The sequence below is a fragment of the Mesorhizobium sp. M1D.F.Ca.ET.043.01.1.1 genome (assembly GCF_003952385.1).
In the GTDB taxonomy this organism is placed as follows: Bacteria; Pseudomonadota; Alphaproteobacteria; order Rhizobiales; family Rhizobiaceae; genus Mesorhizobium.
Map to the genome: position 1 here is coordinate 932,786 of NZ_CP034444.1, position 14,661 is coordinate 947,446.

At 64.6% G+C, this 14,661-nt stretch carries 18 protein-coding genes; 5 read left to right on the forward strand and 13 right to left on the reverse strand.

Annotation, left to right across the window (positions count from 1 at the left end; genetic code table 11):
- Nucleotide 1: 1 nt before the first annotated feature.
- The 3 genes from pgsA to EJ067_RS04900 form a co-directional block, all read right to left on the reverse strand.
- Entirely contained in the window at nt 2–598 is a 597-nt protein-coding gene (gene pgsA, locus EJ067_RS04890; protein ID WP_126084923.1) for a CDP-diacylglycerol--glycerol-3-phosphate 3-phosphatidyltransferase, read from the reverse strand.
- Between the two features lie 105 nt (nt 599–703).
- Nucleotides 704–2,800 (reverse strand): excinuclease ABC subunit UvrC, encoded by a 2,097-nt coding sequence (uvrC, locus tag EJ067_RS04895; RefSeq protein WP_126084924.1) that lies wholly within the window; start codon nt 2,798–2,800, stop codon nt 704–706.
- Nucleotides 2,797–3,561 (reverse strand): SDR family oxidoreductase, encoded by a 765-nt coding sequence (locus EJ067_RS04900; protein ID WP_126084925.1) that lies wholly within the window; start codon nt 3,559–3,561, stop codon nt 2,797–2,799. Before EJ067_RS04900 ends, uvrC begins: the two co-directional genes overlap by 4 nt.
- Before the next feature lie 413 nt (nt 3,562–3,974).
- Here EJ067_RS04900 and EJ067_RS04905 point away from each other — a divergent pair, with 413 nt between their 5' ends.
- The gene (locus EJ067_RS04905) at nt 3,975–4,631 is read left to right on the forward strand and encodes an outer membrane protein (protein ID WP_126084926.1); all 657 of its coding nucleotides are present in this window, start codon (nt 3,975–3,977) and stop codon (nt 4,629–4,631) included.
- Nucleotides 4,632–4,710: 79 nt separating this feature from the next.
- On the opposite strand, the gene EJ067_RS04910 is transcribed toward EJ067_RS04905, so the two are convergent.
- The 5 genes from EJ067_RS04910 to EJ067_RS04930 form a co-directional block, all read right to left on the reverse strand.
- Nucleotides 4,711–5,115, reverse strand: coding sequence for a GFA family protein (locus EJ067_RS04910; RefSeq protein ID WP_245468174.1), 405 nt, complete (start codon nt 5,113–5,115; stop codon nt 4,711–4,713).
- A 101-nt stretch (nt 5,116–5,216) separates the two neighbouring features.
- Nucleotides 5,217–5,597 carry a TfoX/Sxy family protein gene (locus EJ067_RS04915; RefSeq protein WP_126084928.1) on the reverse strand — a complete coding sequence of 127 codons (381 nt, stop codon included), beginning with the start codon at nt 5,595–5,597 and terminating at the stop codon, nt 5,217–5,219.
- Between the two features lie 223 nt (nt 5,598–5,820).
- The gene (locus tag EJ067_RS04920; protein ID WP_126084929.1) at nt 5,821–6,417 is read right to left on the reverse strand and encodes a glutathione S-transferase; all 597 of its coding nucleotides are present in this window, start codon (nt 6,415–6,417) and stop codon (nt 5,821–5,823) included.
- Between the two features lie 270 nt (nt 6,418–6,687).
- Nucleotides 6,688–7,098, reverse strand: coding sequence for a histone (locus tag EJ067_RS04925; protein ID WP_126084930.1), 411 nt, complete (start codon nt 7,096–7,098; stop codon nt 6,688–6,690).
- Between the two features lie 427 nt (nt 7,099–7,525).
- The gene (locus EJ067_RS04930; protein WP_126084931.1) at nt 7,526–8,056 is read right to left on the reverse strand and encodes a DinB family protein; all 531 of its coding nucleotides are present in this window, start codon (nt 8,054–8,056) and stop codon (nt 7,526–7,528) included.
- A gap of 102 nt (nt 8,057–8,158) precedes the next feature.
- On the opposite strand from EJ067_RS04930, the gene EJ067_RS04935 reads away from it, so the two are divergent.
- The 3 genes from EJ067_RS04935 (at nt 8,159) to EJ067_RS04945 (ending at nt 10,565) form a co-directional block, all read left to right on the forward strand.
- Nucleotides 8,159–8,752 (forward strand): TetR/AcrR family transcriptional regulator, encoded by a 594-nt coding sequence (locus tag EJ067_RS04935; protein WP_126089499.1) that lies wholly within the window; start codon nt 8,159–8,161, stop codon nt 8,750–8,752.
- Between the two features lie 152 nt (nt 8,753–8,904).
- Nucleotides 8,905–9,309 carry a YciI family protein gene (locus EJ067_RS04940; RefSeq protein ID WP_126084932.1) on the forward strand — a complete coding sequence of 135 codons (405 nt, stop codon included), beginning with the start codon at nt 8,905–8,907 and terminating at the stop codon, nt 9,307–9,309.
- Entirely contained in the window at nt 9,306–10,565 is a 1,260-nt protein-coding gene (locus EJ067_RS04945; RefSeq protein ID WP_126084933.1) for an RNA polymerase sigma factor, read from the forward strand. Before EJ067_RS04940 ends, EJ067_RS04945 begins: the two co-directional genes overlap by 4 nt.
- A 211-nt stretch (nt 10,566–10,776) precedes the next feature.
- Here the strand turns inward: EJ067_RS04945 and EJ067_RS04950 are convergent, their stop codons facing one another.
- The 3 genes from EJ067_RS04950 to EJ067_RS04960 form a co-directional block, all read right to left on the reverse strand.
- Nucleotides 10,777–11,229, reverse strand: a complete 453-nt coding sequence (locus EJ067_RS04950) for a hypothetical protein (RefSeq protein WP_126084934.1) — start codon at nt 11,227–11,229, stop codon at nt 10,777–10,779.
- Between the two features lie 110 nt (nt 11,230–11,339).
- Nucleotides 11,340–11,702, reverse strand: coding sequence for a DoxX family protein (locus EJ067_RS04955; RefSeq protein ID WP_126084935.1), 363 nt, complete (start codon nt 11,700–11,702; stop codon nt 11,340–11,342).
- A 23-nt stretch (nt 11,703–11,725) separates the two neighbouring features.
- Entirely contained in the window at nt 11,726–12,148 is a 423-nt protein-coding gene (locus EJ067_RS04960; RefSeq protein ID WP_126084936.1) for a VOC family protein, read from the reverse strand.
- A gap of 132 nt (nt 12,149–12,280) precedes the next feature.
- Between EJ067_RS04960 and EJ067_RS04965 the strand changes: the two genes are divergently transcribed.
- Nucleotides 12,281–13,090 (forward strand): helix-turn-helix domain-containing protein, encoded by an 810-nt coding sequence (locus EJ067_RS04965; protein WP_245468175.1) that lies wholly within the window; start codon nt 12,281–12,283, stop codon nt 13,088–13,090.
- 9 nt (nt 13,091–13,099) lie between these two features.
- On the opposite strand, the gene EJ067_RS04970 is transcribed toward EJ067_RS04965, so the two are convergent.
- Entirely contained in the window at nt 13,100–13,507 is a 408-nt protein-coding gene (locus EJ067_RS04970) for a VOC family protein (RefSeq protein WP_126084937.1), read from the reverse strand.
- Nucleotides 13,508–13,809: 302 nt separating this feature from the next.
- Nucleotides 13,810–14,658, reverse strand: a complete 849-nt coding sequence (locus EJ067_RS04975; RefSeq protein ID WP_126084938.1) for a 23S rRNA (adenine(2030)-N(6))-methyltransferase RlmJ — start codon at nt 14,656–14,658, stop codon at nt 13,810–13,812.
- Between the last annotated feature and the right edge of the window lie 3 nt (nt 14,659–14,661).

The window sequence follows — 14,661 nt, forward strand, 5'->3', positions numbered from 1 at the left end:
CTCACTCGTCCATGATGTGCTTCAGACCGGCGCGGAAATAGTCGTAGCCGGTGTAGAGGGTCACGAGCGCCGCGATCCACAACAGCACCAGGCCGATCTGGGTGGTCAGCGGGAAGATCTTGTCGCCGGCCGGGCCGACGAGCAGGAAGGCGATGGCGACCATCTGGATGGTGGTCTTCCACTTGGCGAGCTGCGTCACCGGCACCGACACTTTCAGCGCCGCCAGATATTCGCGCAGGCCCGAAACCAGGATCTCGCGGCACAGGATGATGATCGCCGCCCAGAGCGACCAGCCGGCAATGCCGGCATGCCGGTCGGTGTCGGCGGCGAGCAGGAGCAGACAGGTGGCGACCAGAAGCTTGTCGGCGATCGGGTCGAGCATCTTGCCGATGTTGGACGTCTGCTGCCAGGCGCGCGCGAAGTAACCGTCGAAATAGTCGGTGATGGAGGCGAGCAGGAAGATCGCCAGTGCCGACCAGCGGGCGAAGTCGGACGACTTCAGATGGCCTTCGAGGAAAAAGCACAGCACCACCAGCGGCACCGCTACGATGCGGGCGTAGGTGAGGATATTCGGCAGGTTGAAAGCGCGCTGGGCCATGTCTGATCGGGAACTCTTCTCCGCCTGCGTACTCAAATCAGAAGCCAATGTGGCGGGTCAACAGGCGAGATTCGATTGGTCGCCTGAAAATTGGCGCAAGAATGGTCAGCTGTCATGGAAATGGTTGTAGACCAGCTTCGCCACATGCTCGGAAATGCCGTCGACCTTGACCAGGTCCTCGACCGCGGCGCGGCTGACCGCCTTGGCTGTGCCGAAAGCAAGCAGCAGCGCCCGCTTGCGGCCGGGACCGATGCCGGCGATCTCGTCGAGCGGGCTTTTCACCATCTCCTTCTTGCGCCGCGCCCGGTGCGAGCCGATGGCGAAGCGGTGCACCTCGTCGCGCAGGCGCTGGACGAAATAGAGCACCGGATCGCGCACCGGCAGCATGAAAGAATCCCGGCCCTTGACGAAGAAGCGCTCGCGCCCGGCGTCGCGGTCCGGTCCCTTGGCGATGCCGATGGCCACGACGCGATCCTCGATGCCGAGATCGGACAGGATCTTGCGCACCGCCGTCATCTGGCCCTGGCCGCCGTCGATCAGGATGACGTCGGGCCAGGCCGGGAAGCTGCCGTTTCCCTCGACGAGATCCTCGGCCGCATCGTCCTCGGCTTCCGGGCCCGCCCCGCCTGAAGACTTGGCATCGCCGTGCTCCCTGAGCAGCCGCGAGAAGCGCCGCTCCATCACCTCGCGCATCATGCCGAAATCGTCGCCCGGCGTGATCTCGGTCGAGCGGATGTTGAATTTCCGGTACTGGTTCTTCACGAAACCTTCCGGCCCGGCGACGACCATCGCGCCGACCGCATTTGTGCCCATGATGTGCGAGTTGTCGTAGACCTCGATGCGCACGGGCTGCTTTGCGAGGCCGAAGGTCTCGGCAAAACCTTGCAGCAGCCGCGCCTGGGTGGAGGTTTCCGCCAGCCTGCGGCCGAGCGCCTCGCGCGCGTTCTGCAGCGCGTGGTCGGTCAGATCCTTCTTCTCGCCGCGCTGCGGCACCGAGATCGCTATCCTGCGGCCGGCGCGGGTGGAGAGCGCCTCGGCGAGCAGCTCCTGCTCCTGTACCGCGTGGGAAAGGAGGAGCGTCCGCGCGGGCAATTTGTCGTCGTAGAACTGCGCCAGGAACGAGCCCAGCACCTCGGCCGGCTCGAGCGCCGGATCGGCCTTGGGGAAATAGGCGCGGTTGCCCCAGTTCTGGCCGGTGCGGAAGAAAAACACCTGGATGCAGGTCTGGCCGCCTTCCTGGTGGATGGCGAAGACGTCCGCCTCCTCGACCGTTTGCGGGTTGATGCCCTGATGCGCCTGCACATGCGAGAGCGCCGCGAGGCGGTCGCGATAGATGGCGGCGCGCTCGAAATCGAGCTCTTGCGAGGCCTGCTGCATGGCGGCCGAGATCTCGGTCTTCACCTTCTGGCTGCGGCCGGAGAGAAAGTCCTTCGCCTCGGCAACCAGCTCGCCATAGCCCTGATGCGAAATCTCGCCGGTGCAAGGTCCGGCGCAGCGCTTGATCTGGTAAAGCAGGCAGGGCCGCGTGCGGTTCTCGTAGAAGGAATCCGTGCAGCTTCGAAGCAGGAAGGCGCGCTGCAGCGAATTGATTGTGCGCCCGACCGCGCCGGCCGACGCGAAGGGGCCGAAATAGTCGCCCTTGCGCGAGCGCGCGCCGCGATGCTTGTAGATGCCGGGCGAGACGTGGTCGCCGGTGAGCAGGATGTAGGGGAACGACTTGTCGTCCCGCATCAGCACGTTGAAGCGGGGCCGCAGACGCTTGATGAGGTTGGCCTCGAGCAGCAGCGCCTCGATCTCGGTGCGGGTGACGACGAACTCCATCGTCGCCGTCTCGCGCACCATGCGGCCGATGCGGGCGGTGTGGAAACGCCCCTGCGCGTAGTTGGTGACGCGCTTCTTCAGGCTGCGCGCCTTGCCGACATAGAGCACGTCGCCGGCGGCATTCATCATGCGGTAGACGCCCGGCTGATTGGGCAGCCGCTTGACGAAGGTCTGGATCACCTCGGCGCCGACCATGCCGTCGGCGTCGCCGGCATGCGGCGTCCAGTCTATCGCCGTGAAGGCGACATCGGGACCGGCGGGAACCGCCTCCGGCTCGACGATCTCCTCCGCCGCCTCGTCCTCGATATCGATCTCGGGGTCGACATCGGGGGGCAGATCGTCGGCGGCGCCGTTTCGCTTATGTTTTTGGGCAGGACTCATTCCACCATGCCTGTCACATCGGGCGTCTGCCATGCAAGATGCTGACCGCCGTCGAGCGCGATCATCTGGCCGGTGACGGAGCGCGCCTCCCAGAGGTAGCGGATGGTGGCGCCGAATTCCGGCAATTGCGGACCGCGCTTCAGGATCAGGCCCTCGACCTGCTTGCCGAAATCGTCGTCGTCCTGGCGCTTGTTCTTGAGCGTCGGGCCAGGGCCGATGGCGTTGACGCGAATGCGCGGCCCCAGCGCCTGCGCCAGCATTTGCGTCTGCGTCCACAAGGCCGATTTCGACAGCGCATAGGAGAAATAGCGCGGCGTCGGCCGCCAGACACGCTGGTCGATGATGTTGACGATCAGGCCGTCGGCGCCTTCCGGCAAGGCGCGGGCAAAGTTCTGCGCCAAGAGCGCCGGCGCCTTCACATGGACGGCGAAGTGACGGTCCCAGGCCTGCCAGTCGAAATCCTCGACCCGGTCGTCGACGAACTGCGAGGCGTTGTTGACGAGCAGCGTGACCGGGCCGAGGGCAGCCTCGGAGCGGCCGACGAGATCGCCGACGGCGTCCATGTCGGTGAGGTCGGCCGCAACCACGGCGGCGCGGCCGCCCTCGCCCCTGATGCGGCCGGCCAAGGCCTCGGCTTCGTCGCCCGAACGGTTTGCGTGGATGGCGACGGCAAAACCGTGCGCGGCCAGATCCTCGACGATCGCCTTGCCGATCCTTTTCGCTCCGCCCGTCACCAGCGCCACGCCAGCGGCTTGTCTCATGTTGTCAATCCTCAATCGGCTTCACGATTCCGGGAAGCCGGCACAATATGACGGAGCAAGGTGTTAAACACCATTTCCACCTGGGGCGGGAATGTGGCGAAGCGGCCGATACACGCTCTCGCCCGGCCCGGATTCGGGTCCGTCATAAATCTATATATGCTGCTGGACCCCTTGAACCAAGCGGTGTGCAGCGCAACATAATTAGCCTGCTGACATTCGCTGTTGCGAAGATGCAACGTCACCTTTCAGCCTCATTGGTGCCGGGGAATGACCCAAGTTCAGGTTAGCTTCAGCCGCATTTCAGCACGACATTTGGAACCGTTGAACGCCAGACCCGTTTATCCCCCCGGACGGGCCGGGGCATTCATGAACATAAAAAGCCTCGTGTCTTGTGGCTTAAGGAGTAAACAACAATGCAAGCCAATCTCAAGTTTGCGCGGCCGCTGGCGGTTGCGCTCGGGCTCTTCGCCCTCGGCGGTACCGCCTATGCCGCAGACGTGGTCTCGGAAGAGCCGCCGGCCCCCGCGCCGGTCGCCGAACTCCCCGTCGCCTCGTGGGCCGGCCCCTATGCCGGTATCAGCCTCGGCTACGGCTTCAGCGGCCATGCCGATGCCCGCGACGCCGGCGTCAACGTGAAGACCAAGGGCTTCATCGGCGGCGTCTTCGGCGGCTACCAGTGGCAGCAGGAGAACTTCGTCTACGGTGCTGAAGCCGATCTCGGCTACAATGGCGTCAAGGGCGACAGCGCCGGCATCAATGCCAAGGGCGGCCTCGAGGGCTCGCTGCGTGCCCGTCTCGGCTATTCGGTGACCCCGGAAATCCTGCTCTATGGCACCGGCGGTCTCGCCGCCAAGAACCAGAAGATCACGGACAGCGTCACCTCGACCGACGAGAGCAAGGCGATGCTGGGCTGGACCGCCGGCGTCGGCACCGACATCAAGATCACGGACAACGTGTTCGGCCGCGTCGAGTACCGCTACACCGACTACGGCGACAAGGATTTCGGCGCCCTCGGCAACGTCAAGTCGAAGGACAACCGCGTCACTTTCGGCGTCGGTATGAAGTTCTAAGTCGTCCAAGCCACGACACGAAAAAAGCCGGGCCTCGCGCCCGGCTTTTTTTGTTGGCTGTGGACGGTGCTTCTGGAGCTCAACATGTCTCGACAGGCGGGTGAACCGACGGCTGTTGCTGGAAACCGTCATGGGCGGGAATCGACGGCAGCCGGTCCAGCCATTCCATCCGCGAGCGGATGAGGACCTGCGCATCGGGCCGGTAGTCCTCGGGGTTGGTCATGGTGGCGGCGTGAACGTGAATCTCGTGAGGCCATCTGTCGGAGCGGAAATAGAGCCTCGTGCCGCAGGACGGGCAGAAACCGCGAAAGGTGTTCGGACTGCTTTCATAGTGCCGGATGCCGCCGGCCCAGTTCAGTTGCTGTGGCTTCATGCCCAGGAATGCGGTGAAGGGAGAAGAGGTGGCGCGCTGGCAATCGGCACAGTAGCAGACCAGATTGCGTGTGATCTCCCCGGAATATGTCCAGGTGACCGCACCGCACATGCAATGCCCCGCTAGAACTGCCATGGCTCCCTCCCGTTGCCGAGCCGGTCCGACATCGGCCGATGCGGCACAAGATAGACTGCATAGAATGCGCGATCCCCTTACACGCGCTTCTTTGCGACCTCGGCGGACTTGTCTTTCGGCGGCAGTGTTTCGACGAAGGCCAGCGCGCGGTCGAGCCAGCCGGCGAGGTCGGCATTGGTGGCCGTGCCTTCCGGCGCGACATGGACATAGCCTTCCATCGAGCGCCCGCCCATTTCCATCGGCCGCGCATGGGGCTGCGCGGCGGCGGCCGCGTGCGCCTCCTTGCCGACACGCACCAAGAGCCCGCGCTTCGAGGTGCCGATCAGCATGTTGCCGTTGAGCATGAAGCAGGTGCCGCCGAACATCTTTTGTTCGGTGAAGGCGCGTTGACCGAGAAGCGCGCGCAGGCGCTCGACCATGGGGTCGACGGCGCTGATTTTGGTGACCGACTTCGCCATGCTCAGCCCTCCGCGTTTTGCCCCTCCCTTCTCCCCTTGTGGGAGAAGGTGGCCGAGCGAAGCTCGGTCGGATGAGGGGTGTTGGACGGATCTCTACCTTGACGAGGTAGCGATCAAAACCTTTCCACTTTTAACACGCCTCATTCTCTCCAGCACCCCTCATCCGTCTCGGCGCTATCGCGCCGATCCACCTTCTCCCACAAGGGGAGAAGGAGAGGCGCCTTCACCCCGGCACGCATCCCTTCAACTCGGGGAACTTCTCGTCGAAGCGCGCGGCCCAGCGGGTAAGCCGGCCGCGGCCCCTCTCCCACTGGCCGCCAAAGCGCAAGGCGAGATAGCCAAGGGTAGCGCGCAACGCCATCTGGCCGGCGGTGATCTTCTTGGGCAGCTTCGGCGGGTTGGCGTTGAGGAGATCGAGCGCGGCGGTGATCTTCGTCCACTGCCGGTCGAGCCAGGGCTGATAGACCATCGTGTCCGGGCGCGTGCGCCGCTCATAGACCATCGACAGCGCGCAGTCGCAGATGCCGTCGGCCAGCGCCTCCAGCACTTCGGCCTCGAGCCGCTTGTCGGAATTGCGCGGGAACAGCGCGTTCTTCGACAGCCGGTTAAGATGCTGGGTGATCGCCCGGCTGTCATGGATGGTGCGGCCGTCCTCAAGCACCAGGACCGGGATCTTGCCGAGCGGATTGGCCGATATCAATTCCGCCGGCTTGTCCTCCGTCTTGACCGGCACGAGGTCGATGGCGATGCCGGCATAGGCGGCGGCCATGCGGACCTTCGAACTGTAGGGAGAGGAGGAGGCGTAGAGCAGCTTCGGCATGATCGGTTTCCCAGTTTTCTGCGCGCACTGTTGACCGAATGCTCCCGTCAGAGCAACGGCCAGCACCGTGAAACCGGGTAGCCAATGCTCCGACAACAAAGGAAGCCGGGCAACAAAAAAGCTCCCGGAAGTTTGCCGGGCGGCAAATTTCCGGGAGCTTCAGGAAAGGCGTTCGCCGATCCGCTTCGCCCGCTGTGACGCCGAACTGGCGAGAGGGACGCCGACGGCGTCCGCCCCCACCCTTTCCGTGTCGCGAGCGGAGCTACGCGATTACTTCTTGGCCGGCGCCTTCTTGGCAGGCGCGGCCTTCTTCACGGCTGCCGTCGACTTGGCGGCTGCCGCTTTCATCGGCGCCTTGGCGGCGGGCTTGGCCGCAGCCTTCGCTGCCGGCTTCTTGGCGGCAGGCTTCGCTGCTGCCTTGGCGGCAGGCTTCGCTGCTGCCTTGGCGGCAGGCTTCGCCGCTGCCTTGGCGGCAGGCTTCGCCGCTGCCTTTGCGGCGGGCTTGGCTGCTGCCTTGACGGCCGGCTTCTTGGCGGCGGGCTTCGCCGCGGCCTTCGCCGGAGCCTTGGCGGCTGCCTTCGGCGCTGCCTTCTTCACTGCTGCGGGTTTCGCGGCAGCCTTCGGTGCCGCTTTCTTTGCCGGCGCTTTCGCCGCCGGCGCCTTGGTTGTCGTCTTTGCCATGCGATGCCCCTTGCGTTTTGCCGAAGGTCGTGAGTGACCCGGCGTGCTCATGCATATCTGACTCGCGGCTATCTAGCCAGCGAAGCAACACAATGAGTTTCAGTTATTGAATTTTGGTTACACAAGACGTGCTGACAAGGGTAATGACGCAAAAAACGACAGCGAATCTTTGCCGATCGAAGTGAAATTGGGTCTCCGAGAATTCCTGACGCTTTCTATCGCCCGATCATCCAGACATCCTTGGTGCTGCGCGAACAGCAGAATGTGAGCATGCTGCTCACAATGGAGAAGCAGCGGCGCAGCGACAGTTTCATCTTGTCCATTTTAAAGATCTACAGGTCAGGAGGAAACAGAAGCGAGCCAGCTCCCTGGCAAAGCTTGCCGACTCAAAGATGAGCTTATTGCTCGCATTCTGGCAATTGCCGCGTCAGGCGTCGAGCGGCTCCGGCTCACTGCGCAGGCGACGCGACGGCTCGGCCCGATGCAGGTGCACTGCATAGGTGTCCCAAGGCGGCGAGACTGCGATACCGGCAAGCATGCGGCCGACCTCACCGCGATGATAACTGCCGTGCAGGACGACATGGGACAGCATCTCCTGCCTCGTCATGCAGCCTCTGTCGCCGTCGGTGAAGGTGAAGGCGACCGGCTCCGCAAGCCGTTGCTCCGAAACGGTTTCGACATAGTCGAGATACCAGCGGTCGCATTCCGCCATGGCGGTGCAAAGCTCGGCCGGCGCCGGCGTCTCGTCTGTGTTGTCGCTCCGGTAGCCATGCGCGACGCCTGTGAGATGCGCCGCAAATATCCGCGACACGACATGGCTATGGTTCATCAGCCTCAGCGCGGCATGGCGTTCCCTCGCGTTGCGGCGCGGGTCAAGACCGGCGAGCTTCTCCAAGAGTTCGTCATTGGCCCAGGCCTGGTAGGCAAGCAGACCCTTCAGCAACATCCTGGCACTCATCCGTCCGGCTCCGTTTGCGCTGGAAATAAATGTGAGTATCTTGTTTATATTCTCGGGAGACACGGCAGGATGTCTACTCGCATTGCAAAGCCAGCCCCGCGCATGCGCAAGGAGCCGCGCCAGGCGCGCTCGGTCGCCACCGTCGAGGCGATAATTGAAGCAGGTGCTCGCGTTCTGAGCGAGATCGGCTGGGCGGGCTTCAGCACCAACAAGGTGGCCGAGGTCGCGGGTGTGAGCATCGGCTCGCTTTATCAGTATTTCCCGGACAAGCTCGCACTGGTCGACGCGATCCGGCGCCGCCACTTCGACCATGTGCTGTCGGTCATCCGCGAAGCGGCGGCCGAGGAGAAGCCGGTCCGGCAATTCGCGCGCGAGCTTGTGCGCGGCATGATCGCCGCGCACAGCATTCACCCGACGCTGCATCAGGTGCTGCTCGACGAGGCGCCGGGCGACCGCGGCTCGCGCGCCGCGCATGCCTCGTTCCAGGCCCGCTACCTCGAGCACTATGCATCGGCGGTCGCGCAATACCGCCGGCGCAAGAAGGATACCGAGACTATGGCGCGCGTGCTCTCCTCGGCCGTCGAGGGCGTCATCCACAATGCGGCCCGCCGCAACATGCTCGATGCGCCGGAGATACAGAAGCAGCTCGCCGAACTGATCTGCGCCTATCTGTCCGGTCAGGGCGCGCGGGCGTGACGCCGGCGAGATCCCGCGATCGGCGCAGGCAACTCTGATAGCCGAGGCAGATCGCGCCCAAGCGGACCGAACTTAATTTTTCGCGCGCCGTCGATTCCGACGGGCCTCGTTCGTCATAGGATCGAAGCAACCCAACCGAAAGGAAAATATCCATGCGCTTCATGATGCTGATGATCCCCGGCGGCTACGCGACCGCGGCTCCCGACGTATTGCCCAGCGCCAAGGCGGTGGAGGAGATGATGAAATACAATGAGGAGCTGAAGCGGGCCGGCGTGCTGCTCGCGCTCGACGGGTTGCATCCACCGTCCACGGGTGCGCGGGTCAGCTTCAAGGGCGGCAAGCCGGCCGTCACCGACGGCCCCTTCGCGGAGGTTAAGGAAGTGCTCGGCGGCTACTGGATGATCGACGTTCGCTCACGCGAGGAGGCCATCGAATGGGCGCGCCGCTGCCCCGCCGGGGAGAACGACGTGATCGAGGTCCGCCGCGTCCAGGAGATGAGCGATTTCCCCGAGGACGTACAGAAGGCGGCCGAAGGCTTCAGCGGGCTGAAGGCTTGACCACAGCCGCAACCATCGAAGCGGTCTGGCGGATCGAGCAACCGAAACTCGCCGCCAGGCTCACCCGCTACCTGCGCGATGTCGGGCTGGCCGAGGAGGTCGTGCAGGATGCCTTTGTGCTGGCGCTGGAGCGCTGGCCCCGGAACGGCATCCCGCGCCACCCGGCCGCCTGGCTGTCGCGGGTCGCCACTAACCAGGCGCTCGACCGGCTGCGCCGCACCGTAATGCTCGACGGCAAGCACCGCGAGCTTGCGATCGACCTCGCCGAACTGGAGCGCAAGATGCCGGACATCGAGGCGGCGCTCGACGAGGATATCGGCGACGACCTGTTGCGGCTGATCTTCACCACCTGCCATCCGGTGCTGCCGGCCGAGCAGCGCGCGGCGCTTGCCCTGCGGATGCTGGGCGGACTGACGACGTCCGAGATCGCTCGCGCCTTCCTGGTATCGGAGGCCACCGTCGCCCAGCGTATCGTGCGCGCCAAGCGGGCGCTGCGCGATGCCGGCATCGCGTTCGAGACACCGCGCGCGGAAGAGCGGCGCGAACGTCTCGCCACCGTGCTGGAGGTAATCTATCTGATCTTCAACGAAGGCTATGTGGCTTCGGCGGGATCCGACTGGCTGCGTGCCGATCTCTGCGGCGAAGCGTTGCGCCTCGGCCGCCTGCTGGCGGCGCTGATGCCGGAAGAGCCGGAGGCGCTCGGGCTGGTCGCCTTGATGGAATTCAACGCCTCGCGCTTTGCCGCCCGCACCGACAAAGCAGGCAATCCAATCCTTTTGCTCGACCAGGACCGTAGCCGGTGGAACTGGTCGCTGATCCGGCGCGGTCTCGACGGCCTCAATGGGGCGATGGCGCTCACGCCGACGCCGGGCCCTTATCTGCTGCAAGCGATGATCACCGCCTGCCATGCCCGCGCGGTAAGCGTCGCCGACACCGACTGGATCGCGATCGCCTCCTACTACCAGGCGCTAGCGCTCGCAGCGCCCTCGCCCATCGTCGAAGTCAACCGCGCGGTGGCCGTCGGCATGGCGTTTGGACCAGCGCAGGGCCTCGCCATCGCCGATGCGCTGCAAGACGAGGCGCGTCTCAAGGACTCGCATCTGTTGCCCACTGTGCGCGGCGACCTGCTGGAAAAGCTTGGACGGATTGCCGAAGCCCACGCCGAATTCCGACGCGCAGCGGAACTTACCGGCAATGAGAGGGAGCGCGCGCTGCTGCTAGCGCGGGCTGGTGGCGGAGAGGCCAATTCAAGATAGGTCGGCGGGACAGCGCCCCCCTCTGCCCTGCCGGGCATCTCCCCCTCAAGGGGGGAGATCGAATGTCGCGCCGGCTTTCGCCAATCGTCAACATTGCAGAAATGAGCCGAATGAGCCGGGCGCCGAAGCGGCCAATCTCCCCCCTTGAGGTCCGGCAGGACAGAGGGGGTGCCGTAGAGCGTCTACCTTGACGGTCTATCAGCCAACGAACTTACCGAAGCACGCGGCAGCGGCCGTTGTAGACCATCCAGCGGTCGAAGCCCGAGACGCAGAACTCGACATTGTCGCCGATGGAGGCAAAGCCCTGACCTTCCTCGATCAGGTACCAGATGGTGCGGTCGCGGCCATCCGACAGGCTGACCGTGGCGCCGCAATAGCGGCGGCCGATCGGCCATTCGTCGCTGGCCGGCAGGTAGCGGTGCTGGTGGATGCGATGGAAGTCGGTGATCGCGACATCGGGCAGATGCGGCACGTGCCTGACCTGATAGGCGAAGCGGTCGGTGATCTTGTCCAGCACCCAGGCCTCGCCGCAGACGCTGCCGTCATCTTCGGTGTAGACGCCCAGATCGGCAGCGTGCGCGGCCTGGGTGAAGCCAAGCGACGTGCCGAGCGGCGTCAAAAGCGAAATCAGCGCGGCAAGGGCGGAGTGGGCGAAGCGAGTCATGACAGCCTCTCAAGGTCGATTGCGCGCACTGTGCGGATTCGCTTGGCAACGGTCAAGCGGTTGCGAAGACAATGGTTTCCCAAATGATCGTTGCGGATGCAGTCCGCTTGTCAGACGGTTCCCGCTACCAGCAGACCGCCGATGACCGCGACGTTGATCAGGAAGGCATTGCGCAGCACCTGCCGCTCTGGCTCCTCGCAGGCCCAGAAGCGCAGCAACATGACGTTCGTCGCCAGCGTGAACAGAACCAACGCGCCGGCGGCGAAAGGCACGGCCAGGCCGAGCGCCAGCATCAGGCCGGCGCCGATCTCGAGCGCCGAGCCGGCGGCCAGCATAAGAGCGGGAGCCGGGAATTCCCGGCTCGCCAGATAGTCGCGCATCGCCTTGAATTTCAGGAAGTGCTCGATGCCGGCGAAAACGAACACGCCGCCGATAAGAAGCTCGCCTATCGCCTGAACGGTATCAATGGGCATGTCGGTTTCCCCGGATTCGTCGTTCAGTCCTTCGGGATGAAAGCGGGGTTGTAGACGACCTCCCAGAGATGATCGTCGGGATCCTGGAAGTAGCCGGCATAGCCGCCCCAGAAGGTCTTTTGCGCCGGCTTGACCACGCGTGCACCCGCTTTGACGGCCTCGGCCATCACCGCGTCGACCTCGGCCTCGCACGCCACATTGTGGCCGATGGTGAACTCGGTCGGGCTGCGGCCGCTCTCTGGCACCGTGGCGTCGTGGGCGATGCTCGAGCGTTCGAAGATCGCGAATTTCAGGCCGCCCGTAAGCTCGAAGAAGGCGACGGCGCCGTGCTCGAATTCGCGCCCGATGATGCCTTCGGTCGGCAGGTCCAGACCGTCGCGATAGAATTTGAGCGAGGCTTCGAGATCGTCGACGCCAAGCGTGATGACGGTGATGCGAGCTTTCATTTCTCTCACTCCTTTCTATATTCGTGACCACATTCAGAAACGGACGCGGTCTGATAGAAGCGCATGAAGCGCCGTAAGGCTGCATTCGTTTTGCCACGGACAACGCGGCCGGCATTGAAGATTTCGGCCAAAATGACCGTCGCATCGATTCCGGCGGAGCAGATCGGAGAAATGATGGAACCGGTCCTGGCGCAGACCACCGGCTTCTTTCGGGAGCGTCCCGTGACGCGAGGCCTGGCCGGCGCCTTCTCCGTGGTCTGGGTGCATCGTCTCGATGATCACGCCGCCCCGCCGATCATCATCACGCCGGACGCGACCATCGACCTGCAGTGGATCGACGGCCGGCTCCGCATCGCCGGGCCGGACAGGGAGCCACAGGTCGAAAGGCCGCCCGCCGGGGCGGTGATCGTCGGCTTCCGCTTCCGGCCGGGAGCCGCCGCCGGCTGGCTCGGTGTGCCGGCCAGCGAGATCGTCGGCGGGCGGCTCGATCTCGGCGAGCTTTGGGGCACACGCGCCCGCGAGTTGTCGGACCGCATCAAATCCGCGCCGGACCTCATCGCCATGGTGCGGCAATTGGAAGAGGCGATCGGCATGCACACGGAAGGACGCGAGACGCTCGATCCGCTGATGGGCAGAGCCTTCGACGTCGTCGATGAAGGGCTGCCGCCGGAAACGCCGCTGGTTCCCTTCCTGCAGCGCCACTTGCATATGAGCGAGCGGACGCTGCGCCGGCGCTTCGAGAACGCCTTCGGCTATGGTCCCAAGACGCTCGACCGCATCCTGCGCTTCCACCGCTTCCGGCGCCTGCGCGAGAAGGCAGGTGACGCCTCGACCGCCGTGCTGGCCGTCGAGGCCGGCTATGCCGACCAGTCGCATCTGATCCGCGAGAGCCGGCGGCTGACCGGCGTCACGCCCTCGGCGCTGGCGGGCGGCGCGCCATAGAAGCGCCGCTCAGCCTTGCGACATCGCCGACATGTCCATCCACATCGTCTCGAAAATGTGGCCATCCGGGTCGGCGAGATTGCGGTTGTACATGAAGCCGAGGTCCTGCGCCGGATTGACATCGGCCGTGCCGCCATTCTTCGCGGCCGCATCATTCATGGCGTCGACCTCGGCCCGGCCGTCACAGGAGAGCGCAATCATCACCTCGTTGGCGCCGGGAGGTGCGATCGGCCGAGTGGTGAACTGGCGCCACTTGTCGTGGGTGAGCAGCATGACGTTGATAGCCTCGCTCCACGCCATGCAGGCGGCGGTGTCGTCGGTGAACTGCGGATTGTTCTCAAAACCGATCGATTTGTAGAAGGCCATCGATTTGGCCAGGTCGGTGACGGGTAGATTGACAAAGATCATCTTGGGCATCGGCAAGTCCTTGCGGCTGGGGTTTTGGGTTGGGAAGTTTCTAAGGCGCCGCCGGCGACCCGGCCGGGCGGGCGGCTTATGCGTTGACCGGTGATGCTATCCGCCTCGTTACGGCGGGGGCGAGAAATGTCAGGGCGCCCTTCTCCTCCCTTGACGCAATCGACAACCACCCGTTGCCGCGGATGCATCGACGGCAGGAAGTTTATTTCGATAATCGTATAATTAGATATCTAATATCGGTTTGCCAATGCAGTGTCAACGGATACCTGGACGGCACTGCCATCTCCTGACAAAGGGAGAATTTACTCCCCCGCCAGCCAGTCCAGCGTCCAGCGTGACGGCTGGCCGACGGCCAACACCTTGTGCAGGGCCGGGAGCATCAGCCGCAACTCGCCCTCCAGCGTGAAGGGCGGATTGACCACCACCAGGCCGCTGCCATCGAGGCTGGGCTCGCTCGAGGCCGGCCGGATCTCGAACCCGATGTCGAGCAGTTTTGGAATGCCCGTCTCCTTCAGCGCCGCGCGGAAAGCGGCGACCGCCTTGCGGTCCTTGATCGGGTACCAGAGCGCGTAGATGCCGCCCGGCCAGCGCCGGTGCGCGCGTCGAAGGTTTTCGACGAGACGGGCGAACTCGCCCTCCTCCTCGAAAGGCGGGTCGACGAGGACCAGGCCGCGCTTCTCCTTCGGCGGCAGATGCGCGCCGAGCGCCATCCAGCCGTCGAGCTCGATCACCCTGGTCTGGAAATCGCCGGCAAAAACGGCTTTGAGCCGCGCCGCGTCCTGCGAATGCAATTCGATCGCCGTCAGGCGGTCCTGCTTGCGCAGCAGATGGCGCACCACCAGCGGCGAGCCCGGATAGCAACGCAGGCCGCCATCGGGGTTTTCGGCGCGCACCGCTTCGAGATAGGGCTGAAGGAGCGCTGCCGCCTGTGGCTCGAGCGTGACCTCGAGCAGCCGGCCGATGCCGCCCTGCCACTCACCCGTTTTGCCGGCCTCGACTGAGGCGAGATCGTAACGGCCGATGCCGGCGTGGGTGTCGACGACGCGGAAGGCCTTGTCCTTCTGCTTGAGATATTCGACCAGCCGGCTGAGCACGGCATGCTTGACGACGTCGGCGAAATTGCCGGCGTGATAGGCGTGGCGATAGTTCATGCC

Excerpts from the sequence above, each read along its gene's own strand:
- EJ067_RS04900 (WP_126084925.1), bottom strand. The coding sequence starts at position 3,561 with ATGAGACAAGCCGCTGGCGTGGCGCTGGTGACGGGCGGAGCGAAAAGG.
- EJ067_RS04950 (WP_126084934.1), bottom strand. The coding sequence starts at position 11,229 with ATGACTCGCTTCGCCCACTCCGCCCTTGCCGCGCTGATTTCGCTTTTG.
- pgsA (WP_126084923.1), bottom strand. The coding sequence starts at position 598 with ATGGCCCAGCGCGCTTTCAACCTGCCGAATATCCTCACCTACGCCCGC.
- EJ067_RS04905 (WP_126084926.1), top strand. The coding sequence starts at position 3,975 with ATGCAAGCCAATCTCAAGTTTGCGCGGCCGCTGGCGGTTGCGCTCGGG.
- EJ067_RS04925 (WP_126084930.1), bottom strand. The coding sequence starts at position 7,098 with ATGGCAAAGACGACAACCAAGGCGCCGGCGGCGAAAGCGCCGGCAAAG.
- EJ067_RS04915 (WP_126084928.1), bottom strand. The coding sequence starts at position 5,597 with ATGGCGAAGTCGGTCACCAAAATCAGCGCCGTCGACCCCATGGTCGAG.
- EJ067_RS04970 (WP_126084937.1), bottom strand. The coding sequence starts at position 13,507 with ATGCCCAAGATGATCTTTGTCAATCTACCCGTCACCGACCTGGCCAAA.
- EJ067_RS04935 (WP_126089499.1), top strand. The coding sequence starts at position 8,159 with ATGCGCAAGGAGCCGCGCCAGGCGCGCTCGGTCGCCACCGTCGAGGCG.
- EJ067_RS04940 (WP_126084932.1), top strand. The coding sequence starts at position 8,905 with ATGCGCTTCATGATGCTGATGATCCCCGGCGGCTACGCGACCGCGGCT.
- EJ067_RS04960 (WP_126084936.1), bottom strand. The coding sequence starts at position 12,148 with ATGAAAGCTCGCATCACCGTCATCACGCTTGGCGTCGACGATCTCGAA.
- EJ067_RS04955 (WP_126084935.1), bottom strand. The coding sequence starts at position 11,702 with ATGCCCATTGATACCGTTCAGGCGATAGGCGAGCTTCTTATCGGCGGC.
- EJ067_RS04965 (WP_245468175.1), top strand. The coding sequence starts at position 12,281 with ATGACCGTCGCATCGATTCCGGCGGAGCAGATCGGAGAAATGATGGAA.
- uvrC (WP_126084924.1), bottom strand. The coding sequence starts at position 2,800 with ATGAGTCCTGCCCAAAAACATAAGCGAAACGGCGCCGCCGACGATCTG.
- EJ067_RS04910 (WP_245468174.1), bottom strand. The coding sequence starts at position 5,115 with ATGTGCGGTGCGGTCACCTGGACATATTCCGGGGAGATCACACGCAAT.
- EJ067_RS04975 (WP_126084938.1), bottom strand. The coding sequence starts at position 14,658 with ATGAACTATCGCCACGCCTATCACGCCGGCAATTTCGCCGACGTCGTC.
- EJ067_RS04920 (WP_126084929.1), bottom strand. The coding sequence starts at position 6,417 with ATGCCGAAGCTGCTCTACGCCTCCTCCTCTCCCTACAGTTCGAAGGTC.
- EJ067_RS04930 (WP_126084931.1), bottom strand. The coding sequence starts at position 8,056 with ATGAGTGCCAGGATGTTGCTGAAGGGTCTGCTTGCCTACCAGGCCTGG.